We start from the raw sequence: 25,665 nt of genomic DNA on the forward strand, positions 1-25,665 counted from the left end.
AATTAAATTTTATAAAAAATCAAAATGAAAAAAGTATTTTTTTTATGTAGTTTTTTCTTTTCTTGTGTGGTTTTAGCACAGCAAAGGCCTAATATTGTGATTATTATTTCCGATGATCATTCCTTTCAATCCATAGGAGCATACAACGAAGGGAAAACTTCTTATACACCCCACATCGATAAACTTTCAGAGCAGGGGATGACTTTCAATAAGGCGTATGTGGCTAATTCAATATGTGGCCCAAGTCGAGCCTGTATCCTTACGGGTAAGTTTAGCCATAAGAACGGATATACCGATAATGAAACTTCACGCTACAATTCAAATCAGCAGCAATTTGTGAATATTTTGCAAGAAAACGGTTATCAAACAGCGTGGATTGGAAAATATCACTTAGGAAAAGATCCAAAAGGATTTGATTTTTTTAAAATTTTAATCGGACAAGGGCATTATTTTAACCCCGATTTCTATGTTCCTGGAGGAAAAGTTGTTCGTGAAGAAGGGTACGTGACTGATATTGTTGAAAATGAAGCCGAACAGTGGCTGGATAACCGTGACAAGAGTAAGCCTTTTTGTCTCATAGTAGGGCATAAGGCTACCCATCGCACATGGATGCCCGATATTCAAGATTTAGGAAGCTTTGAGAAAGTAAACTTTCCACTTCCCGACAATTTTTACGATGATTATAAGGGGCGAATTCCTGCTACCATGCAAGAAATGACCATCGCTAAAGATTTACAGATGGGTTATGACCTGAAAATGTTTCCCCCTAATCAAGAAGAAAAAGATGGTAACTTCAATCGGATGACGCCATCACAACGTAAAGCCTATAATGATTTCTATCACCAAATTCAAAAAGAATTTGAGAGTCAAAAATTGACAGGAAAGGCTCTTACCGAATGGAAGTTTCAGCGTTATATGAGAGATTATTATGCAACGGCGGTTTCTCTTGATAGAAACATAGGAAGAATGAATGACTATTTGCATAAAAATAATTTAGCCGATAACACAATATTCATATATCTCTCAGATCAAGGATTTTACATGGGAGAACACGGCTGGTATGATAAAAGATGGATGTATGAGGAATCCTTTAGAACACCCATGGTTATAAAGTACCCTACATATATCAAAAGAAATAAGTCAACAGATAGTTTTGTGATGAATGTGGACATAGCTCCAACTCTTTTGGAGGCAGCAGGTATTCCAATTCCAGCTGATATTCAGGGGAAATCGTTTTTGAATGTGTTGAAAGGCTCTAAGAGACCTTCTCGTGAAACAGTTTATTACCATTACTATGAAAATGGGGAACATGCTGTTTCGCCACATTTTGGAATTAAAAATAAACGGTACAAACTCATTCGGTTCTACAAGCGACATAATGGATGGGAACTCTACGACTTGAAGAAAGATCCTAAGGAGATGAATAATATTTATGGAAAACGTTCCACAGAGAAGTTAACTAAGCGAATGAAATCCATATTATTAAAAGAAATTAAGGCTTTGGATGACACTACAGCTTTAGAAGTATTTCATTCATCGAATTAAATACATTTTGGAGCAGTTTTCGTTTGATCTCGTGTTAGTTCACTGAATAACTGCTCCAAATCCTTATGTCTGTGGTTGATTTGCAGTATTTTAAGTCCATTTTCATTAGCAAAGTCAAACAGTTTGGGACGCATGTCCTCTTGTGTGTCAAATACCATATGGTACAAGAACTCGTGTATGTTCACTACCGATTTTAGCATAGGAATTTGTCGTAAAAAACGTTCTTCCACGCGTAAGTCAAACGCTACTTCAATGGTTTGTTCCTTATTTTGAAGGTTTTTCATTGACTGATCCAAGACAATGTTCCCTTTGTTGATAACAATCACTCGGTCGCAAACTGCTTGAATTTCTTGCATAATATGCGATGATAACAGAATGGTTTTGTTCTTTCCAAATTCTTTGATGATGCCACGTATTTCAACTAACTGATTAGGGTCAAGACCTGTGGTAGGTTCATCTAAAATCAAAATTTCAGGATCGTGAATCAGTGCCGATGCCAGTCCTACACGCTGACGATAACCTTTGGATAGCTGCTCAATTTTTTTGTTACTTTCAGGTGTAAGTCCCGTAATTTCAATGATTTCTTCAATTCTTTTTTTCGAAATGTTTTTGTATAATTTTCCCATGAACCAAAGGTATTCGCGTACGTACATTTCTAAATACAGAGGATTGTGCTCTGGTAGGTAGCCAAGATTTCGTTGAGCCTCAATCGGATTTTTGATCATATCTATCCCATTGACAAAAATTTCCCCATTAGTTGGTATTAATGACCCTGTAATCATCTTCATCGTAGTGGATTTTCCTGCTCCGTTTGGCCCTAAAAAACCCGTAATTTCACCTTTATTTAGCGAAAAATTGATTTGATTAACAGCTACTTGTTTGCCGTAAGTTTTTGTTAGTTGTTTTACTTCTATCGACATATTTTCGTTAGTTTTCTAAAAGATTCAAGAAAATTCTTGAATAGTTTTATTTTAAGAATATCTTTTTTCGTATAATCCTTGGCGCGATTAACAGATGAAGAAGGATGGTTTATAAAGATAAAATACCTTCAATTTTTCCAGCTTCTCTGTAGTATGCAATTACTTCATCAGGGTTTTGCAATAATATTGAAATCGAAACACTTGTGTATTTTCCATTTGATGATGTACGCGTTTTGATATCAGCTTTTTTTCCTTCGAAAATAGCTTCCAGAGTGTGCTTTTTTTCAGTATCGTTAGGTATGATGAATTTGTACAGATAGGTTGAAGGCCACTGAGAAGTTTCTTCTAATTCTTTTTTTAAACGCTCGTAAAATTCTTTTTGTTCTTGCTCTGTTTTCATTTTATTCTATTACTTCTATGATTAATAATTTGAATTAGTTTAAAATACGCTTTTTAGCATTCGATGAATTTTTTATATGATTGTTTTACAATATTTTATAACGTATACAAAATAATCGTAAAGCCATTAAATTAAATATTTATTTTCATTCTTTCCGCAAAGATATTGGATTTTTGTAGTACGATACAAGTTTTAAACTTGAATTTTATCAGTATTTTTTGTACCTTCGTGGAGTCTATAAAATTAATCTATGTTCAAGAAAATATTCTTTTTACTTTTCATTTTCAACCTCTCATTTATTCGACAAGTAGCTCCACTTGATGGTAATGAGTCGGTTATTGGATGTGTTGAAAAAATTCAGCAGAGTTATGTAGGTAATCGAAATACTAAAAAGTTTCACAGAACTGACTGTAATTCAGTTTATAAGATAAAAGATAAAAATAAAACCAAGTTAAAGAACAGAAAAACAGCCATCGAACAAGGGTATGTTCCTTGTAAAATCTGTAAACCTTAGATAATGTTTACTGACAAGCCATTAAAAATCAGCCTTAAGGACGAATTTTGCTTTATGGATATCAGTTAAGAGATGAGATTAAAAAGGTTAACAGTTATTTTTTCTTAAAATCAAAATTTCGCTTTTTTACAAAGGAATTTACAAATCAAACTTTTTAGCCTCTTGCCAAAATGCTTCCATTTCAGCTAAGGTCATGTTTTTTAGTGATTTGTGCTGTTCTTGAGCCTTGTTTTCTAAGTATTGAAATCGTTTGATAAATTTCTTATTCGTTTTTTCTAAGGCATCTTCGGGATTTACTTTTAAAAATCGACTGTAATTGATTAAACTGAAAAATACGTCGCCTAATTCTTTTTCGATATTTTCTTTATTTTTGTGAGTAACTTCATGGTGTAATTCATTGATTTCCTCCTTGATTTTGTCAAAAACACCATCAATAGAATCCCAATCGAAGCCTACACCAGCGACTTTATCTTGTATGCGTGTGGCTTTAACCAAAGCAGGTAAACTTTTTGGTACGCCTTCCAATACGCTTTTTTTACCTTCTTTAAGTTTAATTTTTTCCCAGTTGCGTTTAACATCATCCTCATTTTCAACTTTCACATTTCCGTAGATATGTGGATGTCGCTCAATGAGTTTATTGCAAACCGTATTTGCCACATCGGCAATATCAAAATCGTTGGTTTCACTACCTATTTTTGCGTAGAACACAATGTGTAACAATAAATCACCTAATTCTTTTTTTACTTCGTTTAAATCATTATCCAAAATGGCATCTCCTAACTCATAGGTTTCTTCAATCGTTAGGTGTCGAAGTGATTGTAGTGTTTGTTTTTTGTCCCATGGACATTTTTCCCTGAGGTCGTCCATGATATCTAGTAGTCGTTCAAAGGCTTGTAGTTGTTGTAGGCGATTTTTTTTCATTTGTAATGGAAAATTTTTAGTTAAATTCAGTCAGATATACAAAAAAATCATCATTTTACTTAGAAACTTTTGATGTTTTAGTAGGAGGATCATAACTGAAATATCTAAAAGAGATATAAGAATTATGCAAATAAGGTTAGTTATAAATTTTAATAAATTTTTATTTGTCAGATGTTTATGTTATGGATTATCTACAAAATCAAATCGAACCATTCCATCTGAGTCAATTTTAGTGAGTTTTACTCGACGCAATGTGTTGACTAACTCTGGATTCCAAGGCGTTTTCACTTTCACGTAGTTTTCGGTAAATCCATGGATGTAACCTTGTTTGTTTTCTCCTTCAAAAAGTACAGTTCTTTCTGTTCCTAACTGGTTTACATAGAAATTATTACGTTTTTTAGCGGACAAACCACGAAGCATTTTACTACGTTTAGCTCTCACTTCGTCGGGAACAACTCCATCCATTAGTACAGCCTCCGTATTGTCACGTTCTGAATATGTGAATACATGTAAGTACGAAATATCCAATTCACTCAAAAAGTGATATGTTTCTAAAAAAAGCTCGTCAGTTTCACCAGGAAATCCAACAATAACATCCACTCCAATACAAGCATGTGGCATCACTTCTTTGATTTTTGCTACTCGGCTGACGTATAATTCTCGTAAATACCTACGCTTCATTTTTTTCAAGATATGATTGCTTCCACTTTGGAGAGGTACGTGAAAATGAGGAACAAAAGCTTTGCTCCGTGCAACAAATTCAATAGTTTCATCTTTGAGTAAATTCGGCTCAATAGACGAAATTCGCAATCGTTCAATACCTTTGACCTTATCTAAGGCTTGTACCAAGTCCAGAAAGGTGTGTTCATGCTTTTTATTCCCGAACTCTCCTTTTCCGTAATCACCTATATTTACGCCTGTTAGTACAATTTCTTTAATTCCTTGCTCGGATATTTTTTGAGCATTTTTTAGAATGTTTTCAATCGTATCACTACGTGAAATTCCCCGTGCCATTGGGATTGTGCAATACGTACATTTGTAATCGCATCCGTCCTGTACTTTTAGAAAAGCACGAGTTCTATCGCCAATGGAATAGCTTCCCACGTAAAAATCTGTTTCCGAAATTTCACATGAGTGTACTTGACCTTCATTATTTTTGGTCAAATCATCAATATACTGAGTGATGTCGAATTTTTCTTTTGCTCCCAGTACCAAGTCTACGCCATGAACTGCTGCTAATTCTGCAGGCTTCAGTTGAGCATAACATCCTACAGCTGCAACAAAAGCCTTGTCGTTTATTTTCAATGCTTTACGTACAATTTGTTTGAATTGCTTGTCAGCATTTTCTGTAACTGAGCAGGTGTTGATGATGTATATGTCTGCAAAATCTTCAAAATCAACACGTTGGTAACCTTCGTTTTCAAAACTACGTGCTATGGTGGAAGTTTCTGAAAAATTCAGTTTACAACCCAACGTGTAAAAAGCTACCTTTTTTTTATTTTCTAATGTAATCATTTTCTATATGAGCTATGCTATCTAATGATTTTGTATTCAGTTTGTTATGTATGAACTACGTACGATAGAATGTTCGATCGATTTGTTTTTTTACATTGAAGCAATTGCTTCGTAAAAATCTGCCGCATCAATTCCCATATTCTGACAAATCCATTTGGCGGCTTCTACATAACGGACTTCCTCTTTTTGGGTAATGTTCAGAGGTAACTCTCCTTCATCCGTAATGAGGAAAAAAGATTCATTATTTTCTTCATAATCAGGAGTTTTATAAGCTATTTTTCGTATTGGATTCTCGGTATTTTGCACAACTTTCATTACATTCTCGCATTCTTCATTGTATACCAAAATCCCCCCTTTGGTAATGCTATCCACAAAAGTGGCGTAATTTTCTGTATCCACTGAGATGCTCTCTAATAGTGCCAAAGTAGGTTGATAGGTAAGATATTTTGGATGCTTGTCAACTATTGAATTTATTTCCTCACTTCCGTCGAAAAGTACAAATTCGGCATGGGTTGAAAGACGAAAAGACTTTCCTTTAATTGGGTTTTCGGTAAAAAAACTTAATGGAATATTGTGAAAATCAAATGTATGTACTACCGTTTTTAACACGTTTTCTTTTCCTTTACCTGCAATTACTACACGTGTTTTATCTTTAAAAAAAGTATGCAAAAAATCGTTTTCCGTTCCTGTAGCTAAACCTAATAATTGGGCTTCTTTTTCGAGGTCACTATCTGCTTTACTACTTCTATTAATAACTACAAAATCAGCATTTTTATTTATTAATTCACCTTCTGAAATGGTGTGATTAGCTGCTAAAAGTTCAGAAACTAAATCCGCTTGAAAATCCTTATAGGATGTAAAATGAATATGCATTAGCTATATTTTTTTAATTAGTTCTCATTATTTCGGACTCAATACTTTGATTTTTTGCGTCCTAATCCTTTGAATGAGCCTCATCAATCTGGCAAAAGTAATGTTTTTTTTGGTATCTGCAAAAAAGAAGATTTTTCTCATATATGGTCAAAATACTAACTCTAAATGTATGTTATTTCTGCACAAATAACATATAAAAGAAATATATTCTATTTTTGATTAAAAAAATCAATGAAACAAATAGTGATATAAAATTTTTACGGATTTATTTTCTAAAATAATTTTGAAGTATAAAAAAATGTTCGTAGTTTTGCCCCGTGAATATAATTTTTTACTTAAGACAAAAATGAAAGTAACCGAACATATTGCTCGTTCCAAAGGGAAGACACTTTTTTCTTTTGAGATAGTTCCTCCTAAAAAAGGGAATAGTATTGAAGAACTTTACCGAAATATTGAACCTTTGATAGAGTTTAAGCCTCCTTTTATTGATGTAACCACTTCGCGGGAGGAATTTTTTTACAAACAGCATCCTAATGGTCTGTTAGAAAAGAAAATTACTCGAATGCGTCCTGGAACGGTAGGGATTTGTTCTGCGATTCAATACAAATATGGTGTAGATACGGTACCACATGTTCTTTGTGGAGGATTCACAAAAGAAGAAACGGAATATTTGTTGGTAGATTGCTTCTATTTGGGAATCGACAACGTTATGGCACTTCGCGGCGATGCTCGGAAAGAGGAACGTTATTTTGAGCCGACCAAAGATGGTCATACCTATGCTGTAGATTTGGTCAGGCAAATCAAAGATTTAGGACGTGGAAAGTTTTTGCATGATGTAATAGAGACTGACTATGGAACTGATTTTTGTGTGGGAGTTGCTGGTTACCCTGAAAAACATATAGAGTCTCCTTCAATGACGTTTGATTTGGCTCGGTTGAAAGAAAAAGTAGATGCCGGAGCGGATTATATTGTTACCCAGATGTTTTTCGATAATCAAAAGTATTTCGAATTTGTAGAAAAAGTACGGCTCATGGGAATTGATATTCCTATCATTCCTGGAATTAAACCTATAACTACAAAGAAACATTTGAATTTGTTGCCACAAGTGTTCAAACTAGACTTACCGGAAATTTTAGTATCCGAATTGGAAAAATGTAAAACCAACGAAGATGTAAAACAAGTTGGAATAGAATGGGCTATCGAACAGAGTAAAGAATTGAAACTGTGGGGAGTGCCTACTTTGCATTACTATTCAATGGGCAAATCAGACAATATTGTAGACATTGTTTCCAAAGTTTTTTAATTGAATAGTACTGAAGCATAGTTTTTTAGAACAATAAACAAAAAAATACATACGAATTATATGAAAACCAATTTATTAGGCTATCCTCGTATAGGGGAAAAACGTGAACTTAAAAAAGCAAACGAAGCTTTTTGGGCAGGAAAAATATCAGAAGATGAGTTGTTTGATGTGGCAAATACCATCAGAATTCACAATTGGAAATTACAGAAAGAAGCAAATATAGATTTGTTGCCTTCCAATGATTTTTCCTTTTATGACCAAGTATTAGATTTTTCATTCTCGGTAAATGCAATCCCAAGTAGATTTGCTCCTATTGACAATTTGTCGGACATGGAGCTTTATTTTGCATTGGCACGAGGCTACCAAAAGAATGGCATTGATATCACGGCTGTGGAAATGACCAAATGGTTTGATACGAATTATCACTATTTAGTTCCAGAGTTTACTAAAAATCAATCGTTTAAATTGCGATATAACAAAGCTCTTGCAGAATATCAATTCGCAAAAAACAATGGATTTGAAACGAAGCCTGTGCTTTTAGGTCTTATAACATATTTGCTTTTAGGGAAAGAAAAAGAGGATGGTTTCCATAGAATTGAACTGGTTGAAAATTTGTTACCTGTGTACAAACAAATCGTACAGAGTTTAGTAGATGCTGGAGCAAAAACTATTCAAATTGACGAGCCTTGTTTAGTACTTGACCTTACAAAAACTGAAAAAGAGGCTTATAAACAGGTGTATACTATTCTGAAAGAAGCGTTCCCTACTACAGAATTTATTTTAACAACCTATTTTGGAGCTTTGGAAGATAACACTGATTTAGCGTTAAGTCTTCCGTTGGATGTATTGCATATTGATTTAGTTCGCGCTGAAAATCAATTAGATGAAATATTATCTAAATTACCAAAAGATAAAAAATTATCTCTTGGAGTTGTAGACGGGCGTAATGTTTGGATCAACGATTTCCAAAAATCAGTAACTTTGATTGAAAAAGTTCAAAAAGCTTTGGGTATTGACCGCGTGTTGGTAGCATCTTCTTGTTCTTTGTTACACTCGCCTTGTAATTTGGAACATGAGAATAACGAAAAGATACTTACTCCTGAAATCAAACAATGGTTAGCTTTTGCAAAACAAAAATTAGTTGAAATATCAACAATTAAATCTTTAGTAACTAATGATTTAACTGAAGTTCAACGAGAAACAGTGACTCAAAATAAAAAAGCGAATGATAATCGTAAGACATCGAAGTTGATTCATGATGAGGATGTTAAATCACGCGTAGGAGCAATCACTGAAAAAGATGCACATCGTAAGAGTGGATTTGCTCAACGCCAAGTTATTCAGGAAGGAGCGTTAAAATTACCACTGTTTCCTACAACAACAATAGGATCTTTCCCTCAAACACAGGAGGTTAGAAGTTGGAGAGCGAATTTTAATAAAGGCGTGCTTCCATTAGAAGAATATGAAACATTACTCAAAAAAGAAATCGAAGAGTCAATTCGTTTCCAAGAGGATGCAGGAATTGATGTGTTGGTTCACGGAGAATTCGAACGCAATGACATGGTGGAATATTTCGGAGAGCAACTCAAAGGATATACATTTACTAAGTTTGGCTGGGTACAGAGTTACGGTTCTCGCTGTGTGAAGCCACCAATTATTTATGGGGATGTCTCTCGTCCAACTCCAATGACGGTTCGTTGGTCACAGTTTGCTCAATCGTTAACTTCACTGCCTGTAAAAGGAATGCTAACGGGACCTGTAACAATTTTACAATGGTCATTCGTTCGTGATGATCAACCTCGTTCGGTAACATGTACCCAAATAGCGTTGGCAATTCGTGATGAAGTGGTTGATTTAGAAAAAGCAGGTATCAAGGTAATTCAAATTGATGAACCAGCGGTTCGAGAGGGGCTACCTTTACGCCGTAAGGATTGGGAAGCATATTACAATTGGGCAATTCGTGCGTTTCGTATTTCGGCGTCAGGTGTGGAAGACAGCACACAGATTCACACGCACATGTGCTATTCCGAATTCAATGATATGATTGAAGCAATAGCTGATATGGATGCTGACGTAATTACCATTGAATGTTCTCGCTCGCAAATGGAATTATTAGATGTATTTGCGGAGTTTAAATACCCAAATGAAATTGGACCAGGAGTTTATGACATTCACTCACCACGAGTTCCATCGGTGGAGGAGATGACTTTCTTGATGGAAAAAGCCATTGGGGTAATTCCTAAACGCAACTTGTGGATTAACCCTGACTGTGGGCTTAAAACTCGCCATTGGGAAGAAACCAAAAAGGCACTCATTGCTATGGTCAATACAGCAAAAGATTTGCGAACCAAATACAACGCTTAGAAATAATCAAAAACTGTCTGGAAATTTTTTAGGCAGTTTTTTTATTGGACAATATAACAAAAAATGGTGCTTAAAAACCTTGTAAAGCATTGTATTTTATAGACTTATAAGAGTTATAATGAAAGTGGTTTCATTATAACTCTTATTTTATGTCCAAAACGAATAAAAAATGTCCAGTTTGTGGTTCTAATCACATCATCAAGAAAGGAAAAAGAAATGGAAAACAACGCTTTCAATGTGGAGATTGTCAGGCAAATTTTACCATTAAAAACATTGGTGTAAAAAGAAATAATCAATTCATTTGGTTCAGAAAATGGATAATGGAAAGGCAAGTCTATAAAACCCTTTCGAGGGATAGCACAATGAGCCAATCTACCCTTCAAAACCTCTTTAAACATTACCTTTCACAAGTTCCTACCCTCAGCATCAAAAGCAAGACAAAGGTTCATCTCTTGATTGATGGCACCTACTTTTCCAATGGATTATGCCTGATACTCTACTACGATTATGACATTCGATATGTGCAACTTTACCGCCAAACCAACAAGGAAAAACTTCGTGATATAAAGCAAGATTTGGAAAACTTAAAGAAGCTGAATGTGGCAGTTTACAGTGTAACCTGCGATGGGCATAAATCTATTTTAGGAGCGGTAAAGAAGGTGTTTCCTCAGGCGGTTATCCAAAGATGTTTAGTACATATTAAACGACAGATTAAGAACTATTTAAGTGGTAGCCCAAAACATTTTATTAGCCAACAGCTTTTGTGTTTATCCAAAGAAATTATGCATCTAAAAACCAATGAACAGGCTAACGATTGGGTAAATAGATTTTACCAGTGGTATGTTGAAAATCAATATTTTATAGAAGAAAAATCAATGAATGAAGAATCTGGATTTCAGTGGTTTAAACATAAAAATCTACACTTAGCTACTTATCATATTATCAATGCCTTACCCAATATGTTTGCATATCTGCAAGATAGTGAAATCCCTTATACTACCAATCGTTTAGAAGCCTATTTTACGCATTTGAAAGAGAAATTAACCTTGCATAGAGGACTTCGTTTTGAGGCTAAAAAGAACTTTATAAAATGGTATTTATATTTTAAAAATCAAGGGGGATAAGGTTTTTTTAGCCATAGGGTTCATCCGATAGTTTTAATAAAAAAGGGTGAGAAAAACTCACCCCTAAAACTATCGTTTTGAACATTGATTGTATTGCTGACAATGAACTATGTTCGTAACCTTCGTAAAAGCTATTCGCTTTTTCTCGCTTATTCCTCAGCAGAGCTTGTTTCCTCTTCCAATCAATGTGCGAAATATAAGCATTTTTTATCAATTAAAAAAGCACCATTTTTTACCACATTGCCTTTTAGAAGCTGTCCGAAAAAGTCAATCTTTTCGGACAGTCTCTTAAAATTGGTAAATAATATTTCTATACGACCTTTTCGTGTTTTGCTTTATACAATAAGCCTCTAATAAATCGCATATTTACAGTGAGACAAACATTTCTACATTACAATTCCTTTAATTTTCGCTCAATTTCTTGCATTTTTTGGTCTCTATTGAGCGAAAAAGCAGCACTTTTTTGGTTTATATAAAACAAAAGACTTTTTACCTTTAAAAGATTATTTTTAGTATTCTCTTCTTCGGAATGATATAACAATTCTGAAATGATTTCTATCGTATCCAAATCATTTTCAAAGGTATTTACCAATTCCTCTGCTGACCTTTCCTGCAAATGTACTAATAAATTACCCGTAAACCGCTCTGACATATTTGCCAATTCTTTTAATTTTTCCTCTTTGGGTACTTTCTTACTCAAAAGGTTTGCCAGTTCTTGAAAAAACAGGTCTATTTGTCGTTTTATATAATCTTTTCTAAACATTTAAGGAGTTAGTTTTTTGTTCTATTTTACTGTGACAATTCATTGTTTGCTTTTAGATTTTAGTGGTGTTACTTACACATGAAAAAATGTTTATTTTACCTGTACGGTTTCGTTATAGATGCGAAACATTCTTCATTCTTACGGCTATTGAATGTTGTTCGAAACTGTCCAAAAAGATTTGTCCCAAAAAACAATCTATTGTTTTTCAATATTTTACTATCAAATAACTAAAATCAAGATAGTGTTATAAAAGTATAATGTTAGTTCTGATTGTCAGGCTGAGCGTAGTCGAAGCCCTGTAATTACGAGGCTTCAACTACGCTCAGCCTGACAAAAAAACTTCTTTTTTAAGGCAACATACTTTTTACATCACCTCCAATTTAGTAATGTCATCAAACTTTTCAGACAGCCTCCTATGAACAACCCTTCATCCTTATCAAAACATTTTTTAAAAGTTTATGATTATTCAAAAAAGCAAATCCTATATTTTATCGGAATGTTCTTGGCCCTAAGAAAATCGTTTTTGTTGAACCGATTTTATTGCCATTACTATATACCTCCAAAAGAACCTTCAACTTTTCTTCTTTCAAGGAAGATTCTTTTATTCTTACGAATAGTGTACCTTCCGCCAGACCTTGTTTTGGGACGAAAATAGAATTTTTACCGACGATAACTACTTCAGCATCCAAAGAACCAACCACTTTAACCGTTACATTTTCAAAATCACGAGTAGTTTTATTGATAATTTTATAAGTGTAAACGTTGCTAATCACTCCATTTTCCTCATGTTGATATAGTTGTCCAGGCAAACGTAAAATATCAGCCTGAACATCTGTTCTGATGAATAGCATTCCTATAAGTATTCCAATCAGAATTGTAAGTACAGCTGTGTAGCCTTTCATGCGTAAATCAAATTTAAAAGGAGCTTTTTTAGCTATGTTTTCCTCACTTGCAAAACGAATCAACCCTCTCTTGAAACCAACTTTGTCCATTACCTCATCACAAGCATCAATACAAGCCGTACAGTTCACACACTCCAATTGAGTTCCATTTCTAATGTCAATTCCTGTTGGACATACATGTACACACTGCATACAATCAATACAGTCACCATGTCCCAAGGCTTGACGATCTTCATTCTTTCGGAATTTTTTACGTCCATTATCCGATTCTCCTCGAACATAGTCATAGGCTACGATGATAGAACGATTGTCCAACAAAACCCCTTGTAAGCGTCCATAAGGACAAGCTATTATACATACTTGTTCTCTGAACCATGTAAAAATGAAGTAAAAAATACAAGTAAATATAAACAATGCTATGAACGTTCCCCAGTGGTTTATTGGGCCTTCTTTGATGTAGGTTAACAAAACATCAGAACCTATTAAATATGCTAAAAAAGTGTTTGCTACCGAGAAAGAAATCAAAAAGAATAGACTCCATTTGAGTGTTTTTTTTCTGATTTTTTCCTTGTCCCATGCCTGTTTATCAAGTCGCATTTGTGAACCTCGATCTCCTTCAATCCAATATTCAATACGACGGAAAACCATCTCCATAAATATGGTTTGTGGGCAAATCCATCCACAAAAAATACGTCCGAAAACAACCGTAAAAAGTGCAAGAAACACAACTCCGATAATCATCGAAATCACAAATAGATAGAAATCTTGTGGCCAAAAAGGCAATCCGAAGATATTGAATTTACGATCGAGAATATTAAACAACAAAAATTGGTTACCGTTTATTTTCACCCACGGGCTGACCAATAAAAAAATCAAAAGTACATAGCTGACGTATTTTCTATATCTATAGAAACGTCCAGATGGTTTTTTAGGGAATACCCACGCCCTTTTTCCTTCCTTGTCAATGGTTCCGATGGAATCTCGGAATATTTCTTTATCTTGTTCTTCCATGTGTAGTGTTTTTTATAGAGAATCTTGCTTCTTTTGGGAAGAAATATAATATCTATTTTTGATAAAAGGATTTTAAATGCGATGGTGGAGCATCCGTCGTTTGTAAGATTACTATGAAACAAAAACTCCACTCGAGTTCTTTTTTAATAAAAAATATAGGCAATAGGCAATAGCTTTTATCCGATTGCGAATATGGTCTATTTCCCTATTGCCAATATTAAGTTTTGAAAACACTTTTACTCGGTGTACAGATCACCTTCAGGTCCTTTTGGATTTGCAGGTTTGGTTCCTTTCAGTGTTTTAATATAGTTTGCTACTTGCTCAATTTCAGTAGGCTTCAATAGTGATTTCCAAGCAACCATTCCTTTTCCATCACGTCCACCTTCTGATATAGTATTGTAGATATCTTTGATATTTCCTCCTAAAATCCAATGGTCGTCCGTTAAATTAGGTCCGATACCACCTCCACCATCCATTGCGTGACATGCAACACAATTGGTTTGGAATACTTTTTTTCCTGCTTCAACAACTGAAGCATCATCTACCAACAAGCGTACTTCGAAAGGATTATTTTTCTTATACTCTGCAACTTCAATTTTTGAACGAGCTACATCTTTGTTATACTCGTCAATTTGATTATCATCTTTTAGAACCTCGAATCGTACCAAGTAAATAACCATGAACACAATAGTAGCATAGAAAAGGTACACCCACCAAGGTGGTAAAGTATTATCTAATTCACGAATGCCATCGTGTTCATGCTCCAAAAGGATATCTCCCTCTTTTTCAAGAGGCACTTGTTCCACCATTCCTGCATAAAAACGCCGCCAAAGCGTTCCTTCTTCTGCACCTGACCTAGATTTGATACCCGAAATCAGGTTCTGAACTGCTTTCAAGACTACTTCTGTAAAAACAAGTAAGAAGAACAAGAAAGTCAAAAACAACGGAACTTGATAGTATTTAGCAAATGCTGTACTTTCTTTAGTTCCATAGAGCAACTCTATGAAAAGAGCCACAACACCAACGATGGTTACTACTCGTAAAAATGGTATTAAATTCTTTTTCATTGTAAGGTATTGTTATTTTCGTCCTCATCATTATCAAAAGGAATATTATTCATCGTATCGATAGTTTCTTTCTTATATCCGAACACCCACCAGAAGAGTGCTAAGAAAAAGATAAAAAATATCAGGAAAGATATGATGGGAAAAATTTCAATCCCATCAATCGTCGCCATATGTTCCTTAATAAATTTGAGCATTGTTTGTTACTTTTTTTCCAACTTAATATCTGTTCCCAATCGCTGTAAGTACGCGATTAAAGCAACGATTTCTCGGTCTTTCATCGGAACAAATTCTTTTCCTGCTTGTTGAGCACTTGCTTTAGCCCCTTCGTATTGTTTCACGAAATCAGGATCATTATGCAGATTTTGCTCAATTTTAGCAGCTTGAGCCTCCATAGAAACGTGAGCATTGGCAATATCTTCCTCGGTGTAAGGAACTCCTAACTTAACTAAAGCACGCATCTTAGCTTCGATATCGCTTCGGTCGTGTTTATTTCTTGTCAACCAAGGATAAGCAGGCATTATACTGTTTGGTGATGTACTTGTGGGATCATACATATGGTTGAAATGCCAGTTATCAGAGTATTTTCCTCCCAAACGTAACAAATCTGGACCTGTACGTTTACTTCCCCACAAGAATGGACGATCATAAATAAATTCACCCGCCTTTGCATATTCACCGTAACGTTCAACTTCACTGCGGAACGGACGTACCATTTGGCTATGACAACTCACACACCCCTCACGAATATAAAGATCGCGACCTTCTAACTCTAATGGAGTATACGGTTTCACACTTGAAATAGTTGGAATATTAGATTTTACAAAAATAGTAGGAACAATTTGAACGACACCACCTATTAAGATCGCAACCGTAGCCCAAATAGTCATTTGGATAGGTTTTCTTTCTAACCAAGTGTGGAAAGTTTCTCCTTGCAATCTACCATTGCTTATTTTGGTCAATGCAGGAGCCTCTGCCAATTCATCTTGTAATTTCGGAGCTGTTTGCAAGGTTTTGATAACGTTATAAGCTCCTACTATTACCCCTGTAACATAGAATGTACCTCCAATAGCACGCATCCAGTACATTGGTATGATTTGCGTTACGGTTTCCAAAAAGTTTCCATAAACCAATGTTCCATCTGGATTAAACTCTTTCCACATAGATGCTTGAACGAATCCAGCCACGTATAACGGAAGACAATAGAAAACAATTCCCAGTGTACCTATCCAAAAATGGAAGTTAGCCAATTTCATTGAGTAAAGGTTTGTTTTCCACATTTTAGGAACGATATAGTAAATCATACCGAATGCCAAGAATCCGTTCCAAGCCAAAGCTCCTATATGAACGTGAGCAATAATCCAATCAGTAAAGTGTGCAATAGCATTCACGTTTTTCAATGAAAGCATAGGCCCTTCAAAAGTTGCCATACCATAACCTGTGATAGCAACAACCATGAATTTTAAAGTTGGATTTTCACGAACTCTGTCCCAAGCTCCACGAAGAGTTAGCAATCCGTTGATCATACCTCCCCAAGACGGAGCAATCAACATCACAGAGAATACAACACCTAAGTTCTGAGCCCATTCTGGTAGAGCCGTATACAACAAGTGGTGAGGTCCTGCCCAAATGTAAATAAAAATCAAACTCCAAAAGTGGATAATTGATAGACGGTAAGAATAAACAGGTCTGTTTGCTGCTTTCGGAACGAAATAGTACATTAGTCCCAAGAAAGGTGTTGTCAAGAAGAACGCAACCGCATTGTGTCCATACCACCACTGTACCAAAGCATCTTGTACTCCTGCATACACAGAGTAGGATTTCCACATGGTCACTGGAAGCTCTAAGTTATTGAATATGTGTAACACAGCAACGGTTACAAATGTTGCCAAGTAGAACCAAATAGCAACATAGATGTGGCGTTGTCTTCTTTTGAGAAGCGTTCCAATCATATTCACTCCAAAAGCCACCCAAACCACAGCAATAGCAATGTCAATAGGCCATTCCAATTCGGCGTACTCTTTGGAAGAAGTGTAACCCAACGGAAGGGTAATAGCAGCTGCCACGATGATGAGTTGCCACCCCCAGAAGTTAAGGTTACTTAGAAAGTCGCTGTACATACGAGCTTTCAAAAGGCGTTGCATAGAGTAGTAAACCCCTGCAAAAATCGCATTACCCACGAACGCAAAAATCACCGCGTTGGTGTGCAATGGACGCAGTCGTCCGAAACTCAACCATGGAATTTCATTCGACATATTCGGAAATAAAAATAGGTAGGCTAACCAAAGCCCAACTAATGTTCCCACTACTCCCCAAGCAAGGGTAGCGAAAAGAAACTTCCTTACAATTTTGTTGTCATAGTAAAATTGTTGCTTCTCCATTATTTATTGAAATTAATTATCTGTTAGTTTCTCTGTTTTAGATTGTTTACTTTCTGTATCTTCCGAACCAACAAGCTCATCCTCAAATAACATACGCACAGCTGGGGTATGACTATCATCAAACTGACCACGACGAACTGCCGTTATGAACAGAAAGAAAAATAGTAACGCTACAGCAATACTTATAGTTATTAACATATAAATAACACTCATTGTTAAATCAAATTCAGAATAATAGATGTGGCAAAAGTACACAATCTTAATCAGTAAAAAAAATGATTTTAATCACTTTTTTGCTATTTTGAATAAATCTAAAAAAGAAGCGGCTCTACATATGCTCTTTATGCCTTATCCGTATAGCATAAGCAGTTCAAAGGTATATTTTGTTTATATCCTTTTTAACTGATTAAATTATTGTTATTGTGTGTTTTATAAATAAAAAAAGTTTTTATCGTTCTTATCTATTAGTTTCTATAGGTAACAGTGAGCAGTACCCCAAAAAAAACGGAACCAAAAAACTACAACAATCATGAATAATGATGTTTTTATTTTTTAATTCCGTTTAGGTATGTTGATTTAAGAATTTATTCAAGTTTTTTTTGATAAATTACATTTAATTTATGAATTACCAAAGTGTTAAAACTTATTAAATGTACGCAATTTATTTGCTCCTTTCAGTATTCTAAGATTTTTGAATAAATTTTTTAAATTCTTTTTTAGATTCTATACTTTGTAGAACGGTAATTTGACTACTGTGGCAGGTACTCTGTTTTTACGAATTTGGATAAAAATTTGACTTCCAGGTTTGGAAAATTCAGTAGGTACATAGCCTAAACCAATACCTTTGCCTAATGAAGGAGCCATGGTTCCACTGGTAACTTTTCCTATGATATTGCCATCTGCATCAACAATTTCGTAGTCATGCCGAGGAATTGCTTTCTCTTGCATTTCAAAACCTACCAATTTTCTGCTTACACCGTTTTCTTTGTGTGCTTTGATGGTTTCACAGTTTACAAACTCTTTGTTGAATTTGGTAATCCAACCAAGTCCTGCTTCAATTGGAGAGGTGGTATCGTCAATATCATTTCCGTACAAACAGAAGCCCATTTCCAGACGTAAGGTGTCCCGTGCTGCTAGTCCAATTGGTTTGATCCCAAATGAAGCTCCTGCCTCAAAAACTTTATCCCAAACATATTTAATATGCTCATTTTTAACATATATTTCAATTCCTCCACTTCCTGTGTAGCCAGTTGCGGAGATAATCACGTCTTGAACTCCTGCAAATTCTCCAATAACGAAGTGATAATATTTAATGTCCCCAAGATTCACAGGTGTAAGTTTTTGCATTGCTTCTATGGCTTTTGGCCCTTGAATTGCTAATAAAGAATACTGGTCAGAAGCATTTTCCATATCCACACCCCAAGTATTGTGTTTACTAATCCAGTCCCAATCTTTTTCGATATTTGAAGCATTAACGACCAGTAAATAATGTTCGTCAGCTATTTTGTAAACAATTAAATCATCTACAATTCCGCCTTCGTTGTTTGGTAAGCAACTGTACTGAGCACGTCCGTCAAATAACGTTGAAGCATCGTTTGAGGTTACTTTTTGAATTAAATCTAGAGCGTGTTTTCCTTTTAGGAAAAATTCTCCCATGTGGCTTACATCAAACACTCCAACACCATTACGAACGGTTTCGTGTTCGATATTTACCCCCTCATACTGAACAGGCATGTTATACCCAGCAAAGGGAACCATCTTAGCTCCTAAAGCAATGTGTACATCGGTTAAAGTTGTATTTTTCATTTTATATTTTTATTAAATTATCGAATAGAATATTTCTTTTCACTCGTTTCATAGCGTTTTCTACACTCGTGGTAAATCTCGATTGCTTCATCTAAATTTCCCCAACCATTGACAGCTACTTTCTTTTTTTCTAAATCTTTGTACACTTGAAAGAAATGTTCAATTTCCATTATCAAGTGTGGATTAACATCTTCTAAGGTGTTTAATTTACTCCAAACTGGATCAGAAACTGGTACACAAATCATTTTTTCATCAGGCCCTTTTTCATCTGCCATATGGAAGACTCCCAATGGTTTAACTTCCATAACACAACCAGGGAAAGTTGGTTCAGAAACCAAAACCAACACATCCAAAGGGTCAGAGTCTAATGCTAAGGTTTCAGGTACAAAACCGTAGTCGGCTGGATACATCATGGAAGAGAAAATCATACGATCATAACGTATTTTTTTCAAATCAAAATCATATTCATATTTGTTTCTACTTCCTTTTGGAATTTCGATTAACACATCGAATGATAGTTTTTCTTGTTTAGACATTTTTTTATTTTATATGTTAATAATTGTTTTCGTTTACTCGGGCGAATTGCAGTTGCATCTCCCCCACCCCAACACCAAGGAGAGGAAATAATTCCAATTACAACTAAAATTGATGTTAATTGAGATTATGCCCTCTCCTCAGAAAGGTTATTTAGAACTTTTTACCCGCAAAAATATATATTTTTTTTAGATTATTTTAAGAATTTACCCCTTAAATATTATTTTCTTATTACTTCTACCCATTTGCCTTCGGTTCGAGTATTGTAACGATTGTCGTACATTCCTTCCGCATAGGTTCCAGGTAAATAGTATTTTCCTGCGTAAGAAGCGTTTAACTTCAATTGAATTACTTTTACTTCCTGTCCTCGTAATGAAAAATAGAAGTTTGCTCTATCGTCTCTAAAATCAACATAATCAAGATTATTTTGTTCAGTTCCTCCATAGTCCGTAAATCGAGTATTGACAATTTCCCATCCGGATGGAATTAATTGTGTTAAGGCTATATTATTTACATAATCTTGCGTCAAATTTCTAACTTCAATAATTGCTGTAAATTCGGTACTTTGTTGCAATTGGCTAATATCGGTGTTTTGACCTTTAGTTCGGAATGTAGTTGAAATTGCTAATCCGTTTTGCATAGCTAATTCCTCCCCAACAGGGAGTACACCACTGGTAATCAATTTAGCATACAAAGTTTGTTTTGAATTATTTTTTACCTGAACGGTTTGTTTTTCACCTTTGACTGGTAAAGTGATTGACGCCATGGGCTCGTCAGATTTTATATTTTCGGTTTTCCCGTTAAGCACATATGCTGCTGAAAAATCAGAACCACTTTTGTTCACAGCCACGTATTTTGCCATTGCATACAACGAATAGGCGGTGGTTTGCGTACTCAACCAATCTGTCGAAGACAATTTTTCTGCGATTTGGAAAGCCCATTCTGCAGCCTCCTGTTTTTTACCGATAAGTAAGGCTGTTTCTAATGCCATCGCTTTATTGCGAAGTTCCGAACCATAGTAGTAATAGTCTCCATCATTGTCTGTACTCATCGTTTGGAACAGATTTTCAGCCGTTTTCTTCTGTCCCGCTACAGCGTACGCAGAAGCTAACATACGTTTAGTTTTGACTGAAATTTCTTTCATTTCACGTAAACGATTCATTGCACCTATATTTGGATTTCCCGCCAAAGCCAACGTATATAAGCGATATGCTTGGGCAAAATCATTGCTATAACGTGGTTCGTGTTTCCATTGACGTACTGCATTGTTTTGGTAAGTCAACCATTTATTTTTACTTCCTGAAGGAAGCACGTATCCTCGTTTTTCAGCCTCAATAAAAAATTGGCCAATATAGGATGTTGCCCAATCATCGGCGTAGTTGCTACCTTTCCAGTACGAAAATCCTCCGTTAGTAAGTTGGTTTTCGTGCAGTTTACTAATTGCAGCAGTTACATTTCGCTTAGTTTCTTCGATTTTTTCAGATGTAAGATTCATAAAATCAGTTAAGAATAACTGAGGAAATGCTCCTGAAGTAATCTGTTCGGCACATCCGTGTGGATAGGAAATCAAATAGTTCAATCGCTGGTGCAAATTAATTCCAGGGAAACTCGAAATTTCCAATACAGCATTGGCTTTATCACCAAACGCCTTCATTGAGAAATTAGCTGTTTTTCCTTCGCTAATCACTTCCTTACTGATGTGATATGTCATTGGATTTGGATTATAAACATCCATTTCCACTTCATAAACTGCTTTTTCGTTACCAGATGAAGCTGTAATCTTAACCCTTCCTATGCCCATAGCTGCTGTGGTTTCTAATTCGAAATAAGCCATTTTTTCAGCTGGTTTTTCAAAGTATAAGGATTGTGAACGATCACTAACCACCTTGAACTGTTCATTAGTTTCAACGGATATAGACACATTTTTGATGTTATTTTCCATTGTAAATACAGTTACAGGTAAGGTAATACGCTCTCCTGGAACGGCTTTGCGAGGCAGTGAACCTAATAACATTAGTGGACTGCGAACTGGCACTTCTTTTTTCTCAGCAAAACCATACGCATTTTTCTCCACATTCGATGCTACAATCATCACACGTGCTGATCCTATGTAATTAGGAATTTGAATATCGTGTGCATTTGTCCCTCCTTTTTTGAGTTTAAAAGGTCCTTTTACGATTACAAAAGGCTTGAATCGGTTAGCTTTCTGAGCTTCAGCTCCTCCTAAATCTTCGTCTCCACCAATACTAAACGCTTGATTAATAGTACCTCCATAAGCACCAATCACATCGTTATAAACATCCCAAGTTTTCACTCCTAAAGCGGTTTTTGAAAAGAAAGTTTTCCACGGATTTGGGGTTGAGAACCTTGTTAAATTTAATAAACCATCTTCTACAATCATCAAAGAATAAGTCATTGGTTTTCCTGATTTTTCACTTACTTTGATAGTCGTTTTTTGTTCTGGACGCAATACTTCAGGCATTTTTATCTCAGGTGTAAGTTGTGTCTCTTTATCAATCACTGAGATTGGTAAAATTCCGTACAGGCGTATAGGCGAATCATTTACAGTGTTAGCATGAGGTTGGAGCAAAGTTACGTAAACATAGACATTTGGCCCCATTTTATCAGTAATAGAAATATCATAGGTTGTTTCGTTTTTGTCCGTTTCTACCCAATATGTTTCCAAAACGTTGCTTCCGTTTTCAACAGAAATCAAGGCTCTTCCTCCCTCATCTGAAGGGAACGAAATAGTAGCTTTTTCGCCAACATTATATTCTTTTTTATTACTTCCTAATGTAAGCATTACAGCCTCATCGCCACTTACATTACGTGATTTTCCACTCCATGAATCCCAATCAAAATAAACAGAAGTTCCAGACTTATGTCCACTGTCTTCATTAGAAAGTAAGACGAAATATCTGCCCCAATCCGAGTCAGGAATTTCTATGTCAAAAGAAGCTTTTCCACTGGCATCAGTCGTTAGTCTAGTAGTTGCATACAGTGAATTACTGCTTGAACTGTTGTAAGTTGAAATATTTTGATTAGAAGCATCCCACCACCAATTCCAACCTACTTTGTAAATAGCAACCGATACGTGTTTGTTACGTAATGGCTGACCTTGTTCAGAGACTACAATTGTTTCGAATGTATGTTTTTTTTCGGTACCATAATATCCGTATTTGTTCACCTCTGGTAAACCCAATCCAACATAATTGTTGTATGGCGAAAAAGACGCTGTACTAACATCTGTACTGAAATCACCACCACTTTCACTAGCCTGTGTCAATAGATTGACACGCAACATTCCAGGAGCTTCCAAATTCTCCGTTTTAAAGAAGAAACTAGTATTCCCTGTTTCATCAGTTTTTCCTTCGTACACATCAATTTCTTGATTTTCAAACTGGTATGCTTCGTTGTTAAATATATATTCTTCATATCCTTTGAAAAGAGTTTCCATCGGATAGAATTTTGCTTTCATACTCACTTGGGTATTTCCTGCAGGTGTTCCATGTAACCATGATACACGTAAATGAGCGTTGGAACCTCGTGCTGAAATTTGTTGTCCATGCAAACTGTTTTCTATTTTTAATCGGTTAGGTTTAATTGTCTCAATCTTAATTTGTTTGGTATAGCGAGAAGCTCCTGCTGCAATATTTACGCTCCAATTCCCAGTTGGAGCATCTTGTGAGGTGCTTAAACCAAACATGTAGTGATTCGATTCATTGCTATTTTGCATACGTTCAGCAACTACTTTTCCATAAGGGTCTGTAAATGTTAATTTTACAGGTAATTTCTCAGGGTTTTTCTGAGCAAAATCGTTAAGTACAAATCCAACGTAAATACTATCTCCCGGACGCCAAACACCACGCTCTGTATAAACAAATCCATTCAATCCCTTTTGCAAACGCATTCCATCTACATCGTATTTACTAACTGACTGAGGAATAGCATCATCCATTTTAATGTAGGTTGTGCTATTATCCTTCTTAATAGCTGCAAAGAACGCTCGTGATGACAAATCAAAGTTAGCAATTCCCTTTTTATCGGTTTTCGCTTCATTGATTTTTTGCTGTTGATAATCAAATACTTCTACCAAAGCTCCAGCTACAGGTTCAGTAGTCAAAATGTTATTAACTACGATGGTGTAATTATTATTTTGTCCTTTTTTAGCGATTACTCCCAGATCGGAAGCTAAGATGTTGGTTGTTTTACTTCTATATGTGTAATATGATTCTTCACAAGGATCGTCACTACCTTCCCAATAGTAATAGTCATCATCATAGAAATTATCTTTTTCAAGAGGTTCATCTTCAAAAGAATAATCCAAAGGTTCATCATCTTTGCCACAGCCATAAAGAGCGTAATTCTTTTTCATTCCCAATTCAACACGATAGATAGCTCCTGGTTCAGGCATGATGATTGATGACAAGTCTACAGCATAGGTGTTCCACTCCTTCAGTGGATATAATGCACTTTCAGTCAATTCAATAACTTTTCGAGCTACAGGTTTTCCTACTCTGTAAATGGAATTGCTTGACTGTAAAGAGTTTTCTTGTAGAAATTGAAGTACATTATTTTCGTAGATACGATAGACTGTTACGTGAACTGCACGTAGGTTGATTGCTTGAAAGTTAACTTTCAAATTTTCAGAACTTGGTAAAATTGTACCATTTTTAATAAAACGCAAATCAGGTTTCTGTTGTAAAAAAGAAATATTAGTGGTGTAGTCTGTTCGTAAACGTTTATTATAAACACTTTTAATACCTTGAAAAACAGATAACTTGTAATCGCCTTCAGCAGGAGCGTCTAAAAATACTTTCAGTATATTCCCATTGGTGCTGTATTTTTGTTCCGTTCCTAAAACACTTGAAACTAATCCATTAAAATTTTGGTTTCTTTCCAAAGGTTCTGAAAAATTCACCGAAAACGATTTGTTGGTTTTATCGTCAACAACTATTGATAGTACTTTAAAATTTCCCTTTTCAGGAATCAAATAATCAAAAGGTTCTTTGTTTTCTTCGGCTACTTGGTCGTTACGCCACGACACTACCAAGCGTTGTTCTTTGTCCGTGCGTGGGATACTATCAAAAATAATTGGATAACGATTCTCACTCGTCTGTGGTGATACTTTAACTGAAATGCTTTTGTCTCCTACTTTTGCAGTTACTAATTTCTGCACCTCTTCATATGCAAGTGCATCATTGGTAAGCAATTCGGCATTTAAGAAACACAAGTTTTCGTTGTAAGACTGCAAATCTCCTTGTTTAATTTTATATGCCTGTTGAAAAGTTTTAACAGTAAAGTTAAATACTTCTAAATCAGATGATACGTCAAATAATTTTTTCAACTGAAACGAAATTTTGTATTCAGTGTCCTGACTCAGACGTTCTTCTGGGACAAATTCAATGTGTCGGTTATTCAATGCCACAACCTTTCCTTTCACTCTTGGAGAAATATCAAAAAGTTTTAGATTATCAATTTTGTCCAACTTTTCCTGAGAGATAGCCTCATTCAGCGTTACTTTGAAGTGAGATTCGGCAGAGACTAATCCATTAGAAAATCCTGTAATGTAATCCTTGTAAATCAATGGATTACTGTTAAAATTTGCACCGTCCTTTTTACATCCCAAGGCTGTAAAGAAGATGAATAAGATGATAAAACTATTTTTCATAATGATTATTTTTAAAAGAGCCGTAAAGGTACGAGAAAATATCAAAATCTCAAA

General features: G+C 35.3%; 19 protein-coding genes. 5 read left to right on the plus strand and 14 right to left on the minus strand.

Annotated features, from left to right (window positions below; all coding sequences use genetic code 11):
* The first annotated feature begins 24 nt into the window (after positions 1-24).
* On the plus strand, positions 25-1,545 hold the full coding sequence (locus CGC52_RS01815; RefSeq protein WP_042009706.1) for a sulfatase: 1,521 nt from the start codon (positions 25-27) through the stop codon (positions 1,543-1,545).
* Here CGC52_RS01815 and gldA read toward each other — a convergent pair.
* A complete protein-coding gene (gldA, locus tag CGC52_RS01820; protein WP_095893272.1) occupies positions 1,542-2,465 on the minus strand; it encodes a gliding motility-associated ABC transporter ATP-binding subunit GldA in 924 nt (307 codons plus the stop codon). The genes CGC52_RS01815 and gldA overlap by 4 nt on opposite strands.
* Positions 2,466-2,574: 109 nt before the next feature.
* Complete coding sequence (locus CGC52_RS01825; protein ID WP_095893273.1) at positions 2,575-2,865, minus strand: DUF493 family protein; 291 nt, start codon at positions 2,863-2,865, stop codon at positions 2,575-2,577.
* A gap of 250 nt (positions 2,866-3,115) precedes the next feature.
* Here CGC52_RS01825 and CGC52_RS01830 point away from each other — a divergent pair, with 250 nt between their 5' ends.
* Positions 3,116-3,379, plus strand: a complete 264-nt coding sequence (locus CGC52_RS01830; protein ID WP_042344983.1) for an Ada metal-binding domain-containing protein — start codon at positions 3,116-3,118, stop codon at positions 3,377-3,379.
* A gap of 138 nt (positions 3,380-3,517) precedes the next feature.
* Here CGC52_RS01830 and mazG read toward each other — a convergent pair whose 3' ends face one another.
* The 3 genes from mazG to CGC52_RS01845 all read right to left on the minus strand — a co-directional run bounded on the left by mazG (position 3,518) and on the right by CGC52_RS01845 (position 6,688).
* On the minus strand, positions 3,518-4,300 hold the full coding sequence (gene mazG, locus CGC52_RS01835; RefSeq protein WP_095893274.1) for a nucleoside triphosphate pyrophosphohydrolase: 783 nt from the start codon (positions 4,298-4,300) through the stop codon (positions 3,518-3,520).
* A 180-nt stretch (positions 4,301-4,480) separates the two neighbouring features.
* A complete protein-coding gene (mtaB, locus tag CGC52_RS01840) occupies positions 4,481-5,815 on the minus strand; it encodes a tRNA (N(6)-L-threonylcarbamoyladenosine(37)-C(2))-methylthiotransferase MtaB (protein WP_095893275.1) in 1,335 nt (444 codons plus the stop codon).
* A 90-nt stretch (positions 5,816-5,905) separates the two neighbouring features.
* The gene (locus CGC52_RS01845; protein WP_095893276.1) at positions 5,906-6,688 is read right to left on the minus strand and encodes a Mur ligase; all 783 of its coding nucleotides are present in this window, start codon (positions 6,686-6,688) and stop codon (positions 5,906-5,908) included.
* Between the two features lie 346 nt (positions 6,689-7,034).
* Here CGC52_RS01845 and metF point away from each other — a divergent pair, with 346 nt between their 5' ends.
* The 3 genes from metF (at position 7,035) to CGC52_RS01860 (ending at position 11,479) form a co-directional block, all read left to right on the plus strand.
* Positions 7,035-7,991 carry a methylenetetrahydrofolate reductase [NAD(P)H] gene (gene metF / locus CGC52_RS01850; RefSeq protein WP_042009719.1) on the plus strand — a complete coding sequence of 319 codons (957 nt, stop codon included), beginning with the start codon at positions 7,035-7,037 and terminating at the stop codon, positions 7,989-7,991.
* 60 nt (positions 7,992-8,051) lie between these two features.
* Positions 8,052-10,355 carry a 5-methyltetrahydropteroyltriglutamate--homocysteine S-methyltransferase gene (gene metE / locus CGC52_RS01855; protein WP_095893277.1) on the plus strand — a complete coding sequence of 768 codons (2,304 nt, stop codon included), beginning with the start codon at positions 8,052-8,054 and terminating at the stop codon, positions 10,353-10,355.
* Positions 10,356-10,504: 149 nt separating this feature from the next.
* The gene (locus tag CGC52_RS01860; RefSeq protein WP_095893278.1) at positions 10,505-11,479 is read left to right on the plus strand and encodes a transposase; all 975 of its coding nucleotides are present in this window, start codon (positions 10,505-10,507) and stop codon (positions 11,477-11,479) included.
* 391 nt (positions 11,480-11,870) lie between these two features.
* Here CGC52_RS01860 and CGC52_RS01865 read toward each other — a convergent pair whose 3' ends face one another.
* The 9 genes from CGC52_RS01865 to CGC52_RS01905 all read right to left on the minus strand — a co-directional run bounded on the left by CGC52_RS01865 (position 11,871) and on the right by CGC52_RS01905 (position 25,611).
* Positions 11,871-12,242 carry a hypothetical protein gene (locus CGC52_RS01865; protein WP_095893279.1) on the minus strand — a complete coding sequence of 124 codons (372 nt, stop codon included), beginning with the start codon at positions 12,240-12,242 and terminating at the stop codon, positions 11,871-11,873.
* A 488-nt stretch (positions 12,243-12,730) separates the two neighbouring features.
* A complete protein-coding gene (ccoG, locus tag CGC52_RS01870) occupies positions 12,731-14,155 on the minus strand; it encodes a cytochrome c oxidase accessory protein CcoG (protein ID WP_095893280.1) in 1,425 nt (474 codons plus the stop codon).
* Positions 14,156-14,391: 236 nt separating this feature from the next.
* Positions 14,392-15,222, minus strand: a complete 831-nt coding sequence (locus tag CGC52_RS01875; protein WP_095893281.1) for a cbb3-type cytochrome c oxidase N-terminal domain-containing protein — start codon at positions 15,220-15,222, stop codon at positions 14,392-14,394.
* Entirely contained in the window at positions 15,219-15,416 is a 198-nt protein-coding gene (locus CGC52_RS01880) for a cytochrome c oxidase subunit IV (protein ID WP_042009728.1), read from the minus strand. The genes CGC52_RS01875 and CGC52_RS01880 overlap by 4 nt, the downstream gene beginning before the upstream one ends.
* Positions 15,417-15,422: 6 nt before the next feature.
* Positions 15,423-17,600 carry a cytochrome-c oxidase, cbb3-type subunit I gene (gene ccoN / locus CGC52_RS01885; RefSeq protein WP_095893282.1) on the minus strand — a complete coding sequence of 726 codons (2,178 nt, stop codon included), beginning with the start codon at positions 17,598-17,600 and terminating at the stop codon, positions 15,423-15,425.
* Positions 17,601-17,612: 12 nt separating this feature from the next.
* Positions 17,613-17,813 (minus strand): cbb3-type cytochrome oxidase assembly protein CcoS, encoded by a 201-nt coding sequence (gene ccoS / locus CGC52_RS01890; protein ID WP_042009732.1) that lies wholly within the window; start codon positions 17,811-17,813, stop codon positions 17,613-17,615.
* Between the two features lie 510 nt (positions 17,814-18,323).
* On the minus strand, positions 18,324-19,406 hold the full coding sequence (gcvT, locus tag CGC52_RS01895) for a glycine cleavage system aminomethyltransferase GcvT (protein ID WP_095893283.1): 1,083 nt from the start codon (positions 19,404-19,406) through the stop codon (positions 18,324-18,326).
* Positions 19,407-19,423: 17 nt separating this feature from the next.
* On the minus strand, positions 19,424-19,942 hold the full coding sequence (locus tag CGC52_RS01900) for an inorganic diphosphatase (protein WP_042007953.1): 519 nt from the start codon (positions 19,940-19,942) through the stop codon (positions 19,424-19,426).
* Between the two features lie 218 nt (positions 19,943-20,160).
* Entirely contained in the window at positions 20,161-25,611 is a 5,451-nt protein-coding gene (locus tag CGC52_RS01905) for an alpha-2-macroglobulin (RefSeq protein WP_095893284.1), read from the minus strand.
* Between the last annotated feature and the right edge of the window lie 54 nt (positions 25,612-25,665).

It is taken from the genome of Capnocytophaga sp. H2931, from assembly GCF_002302535.1.
Taxonomy (GTDB): Bacteria; Bacteroidota; Bacteroidia; order Flavobacteriales; family Flavobacteriaceae; genus Capnocytophaga; species Capnocytophaga canis.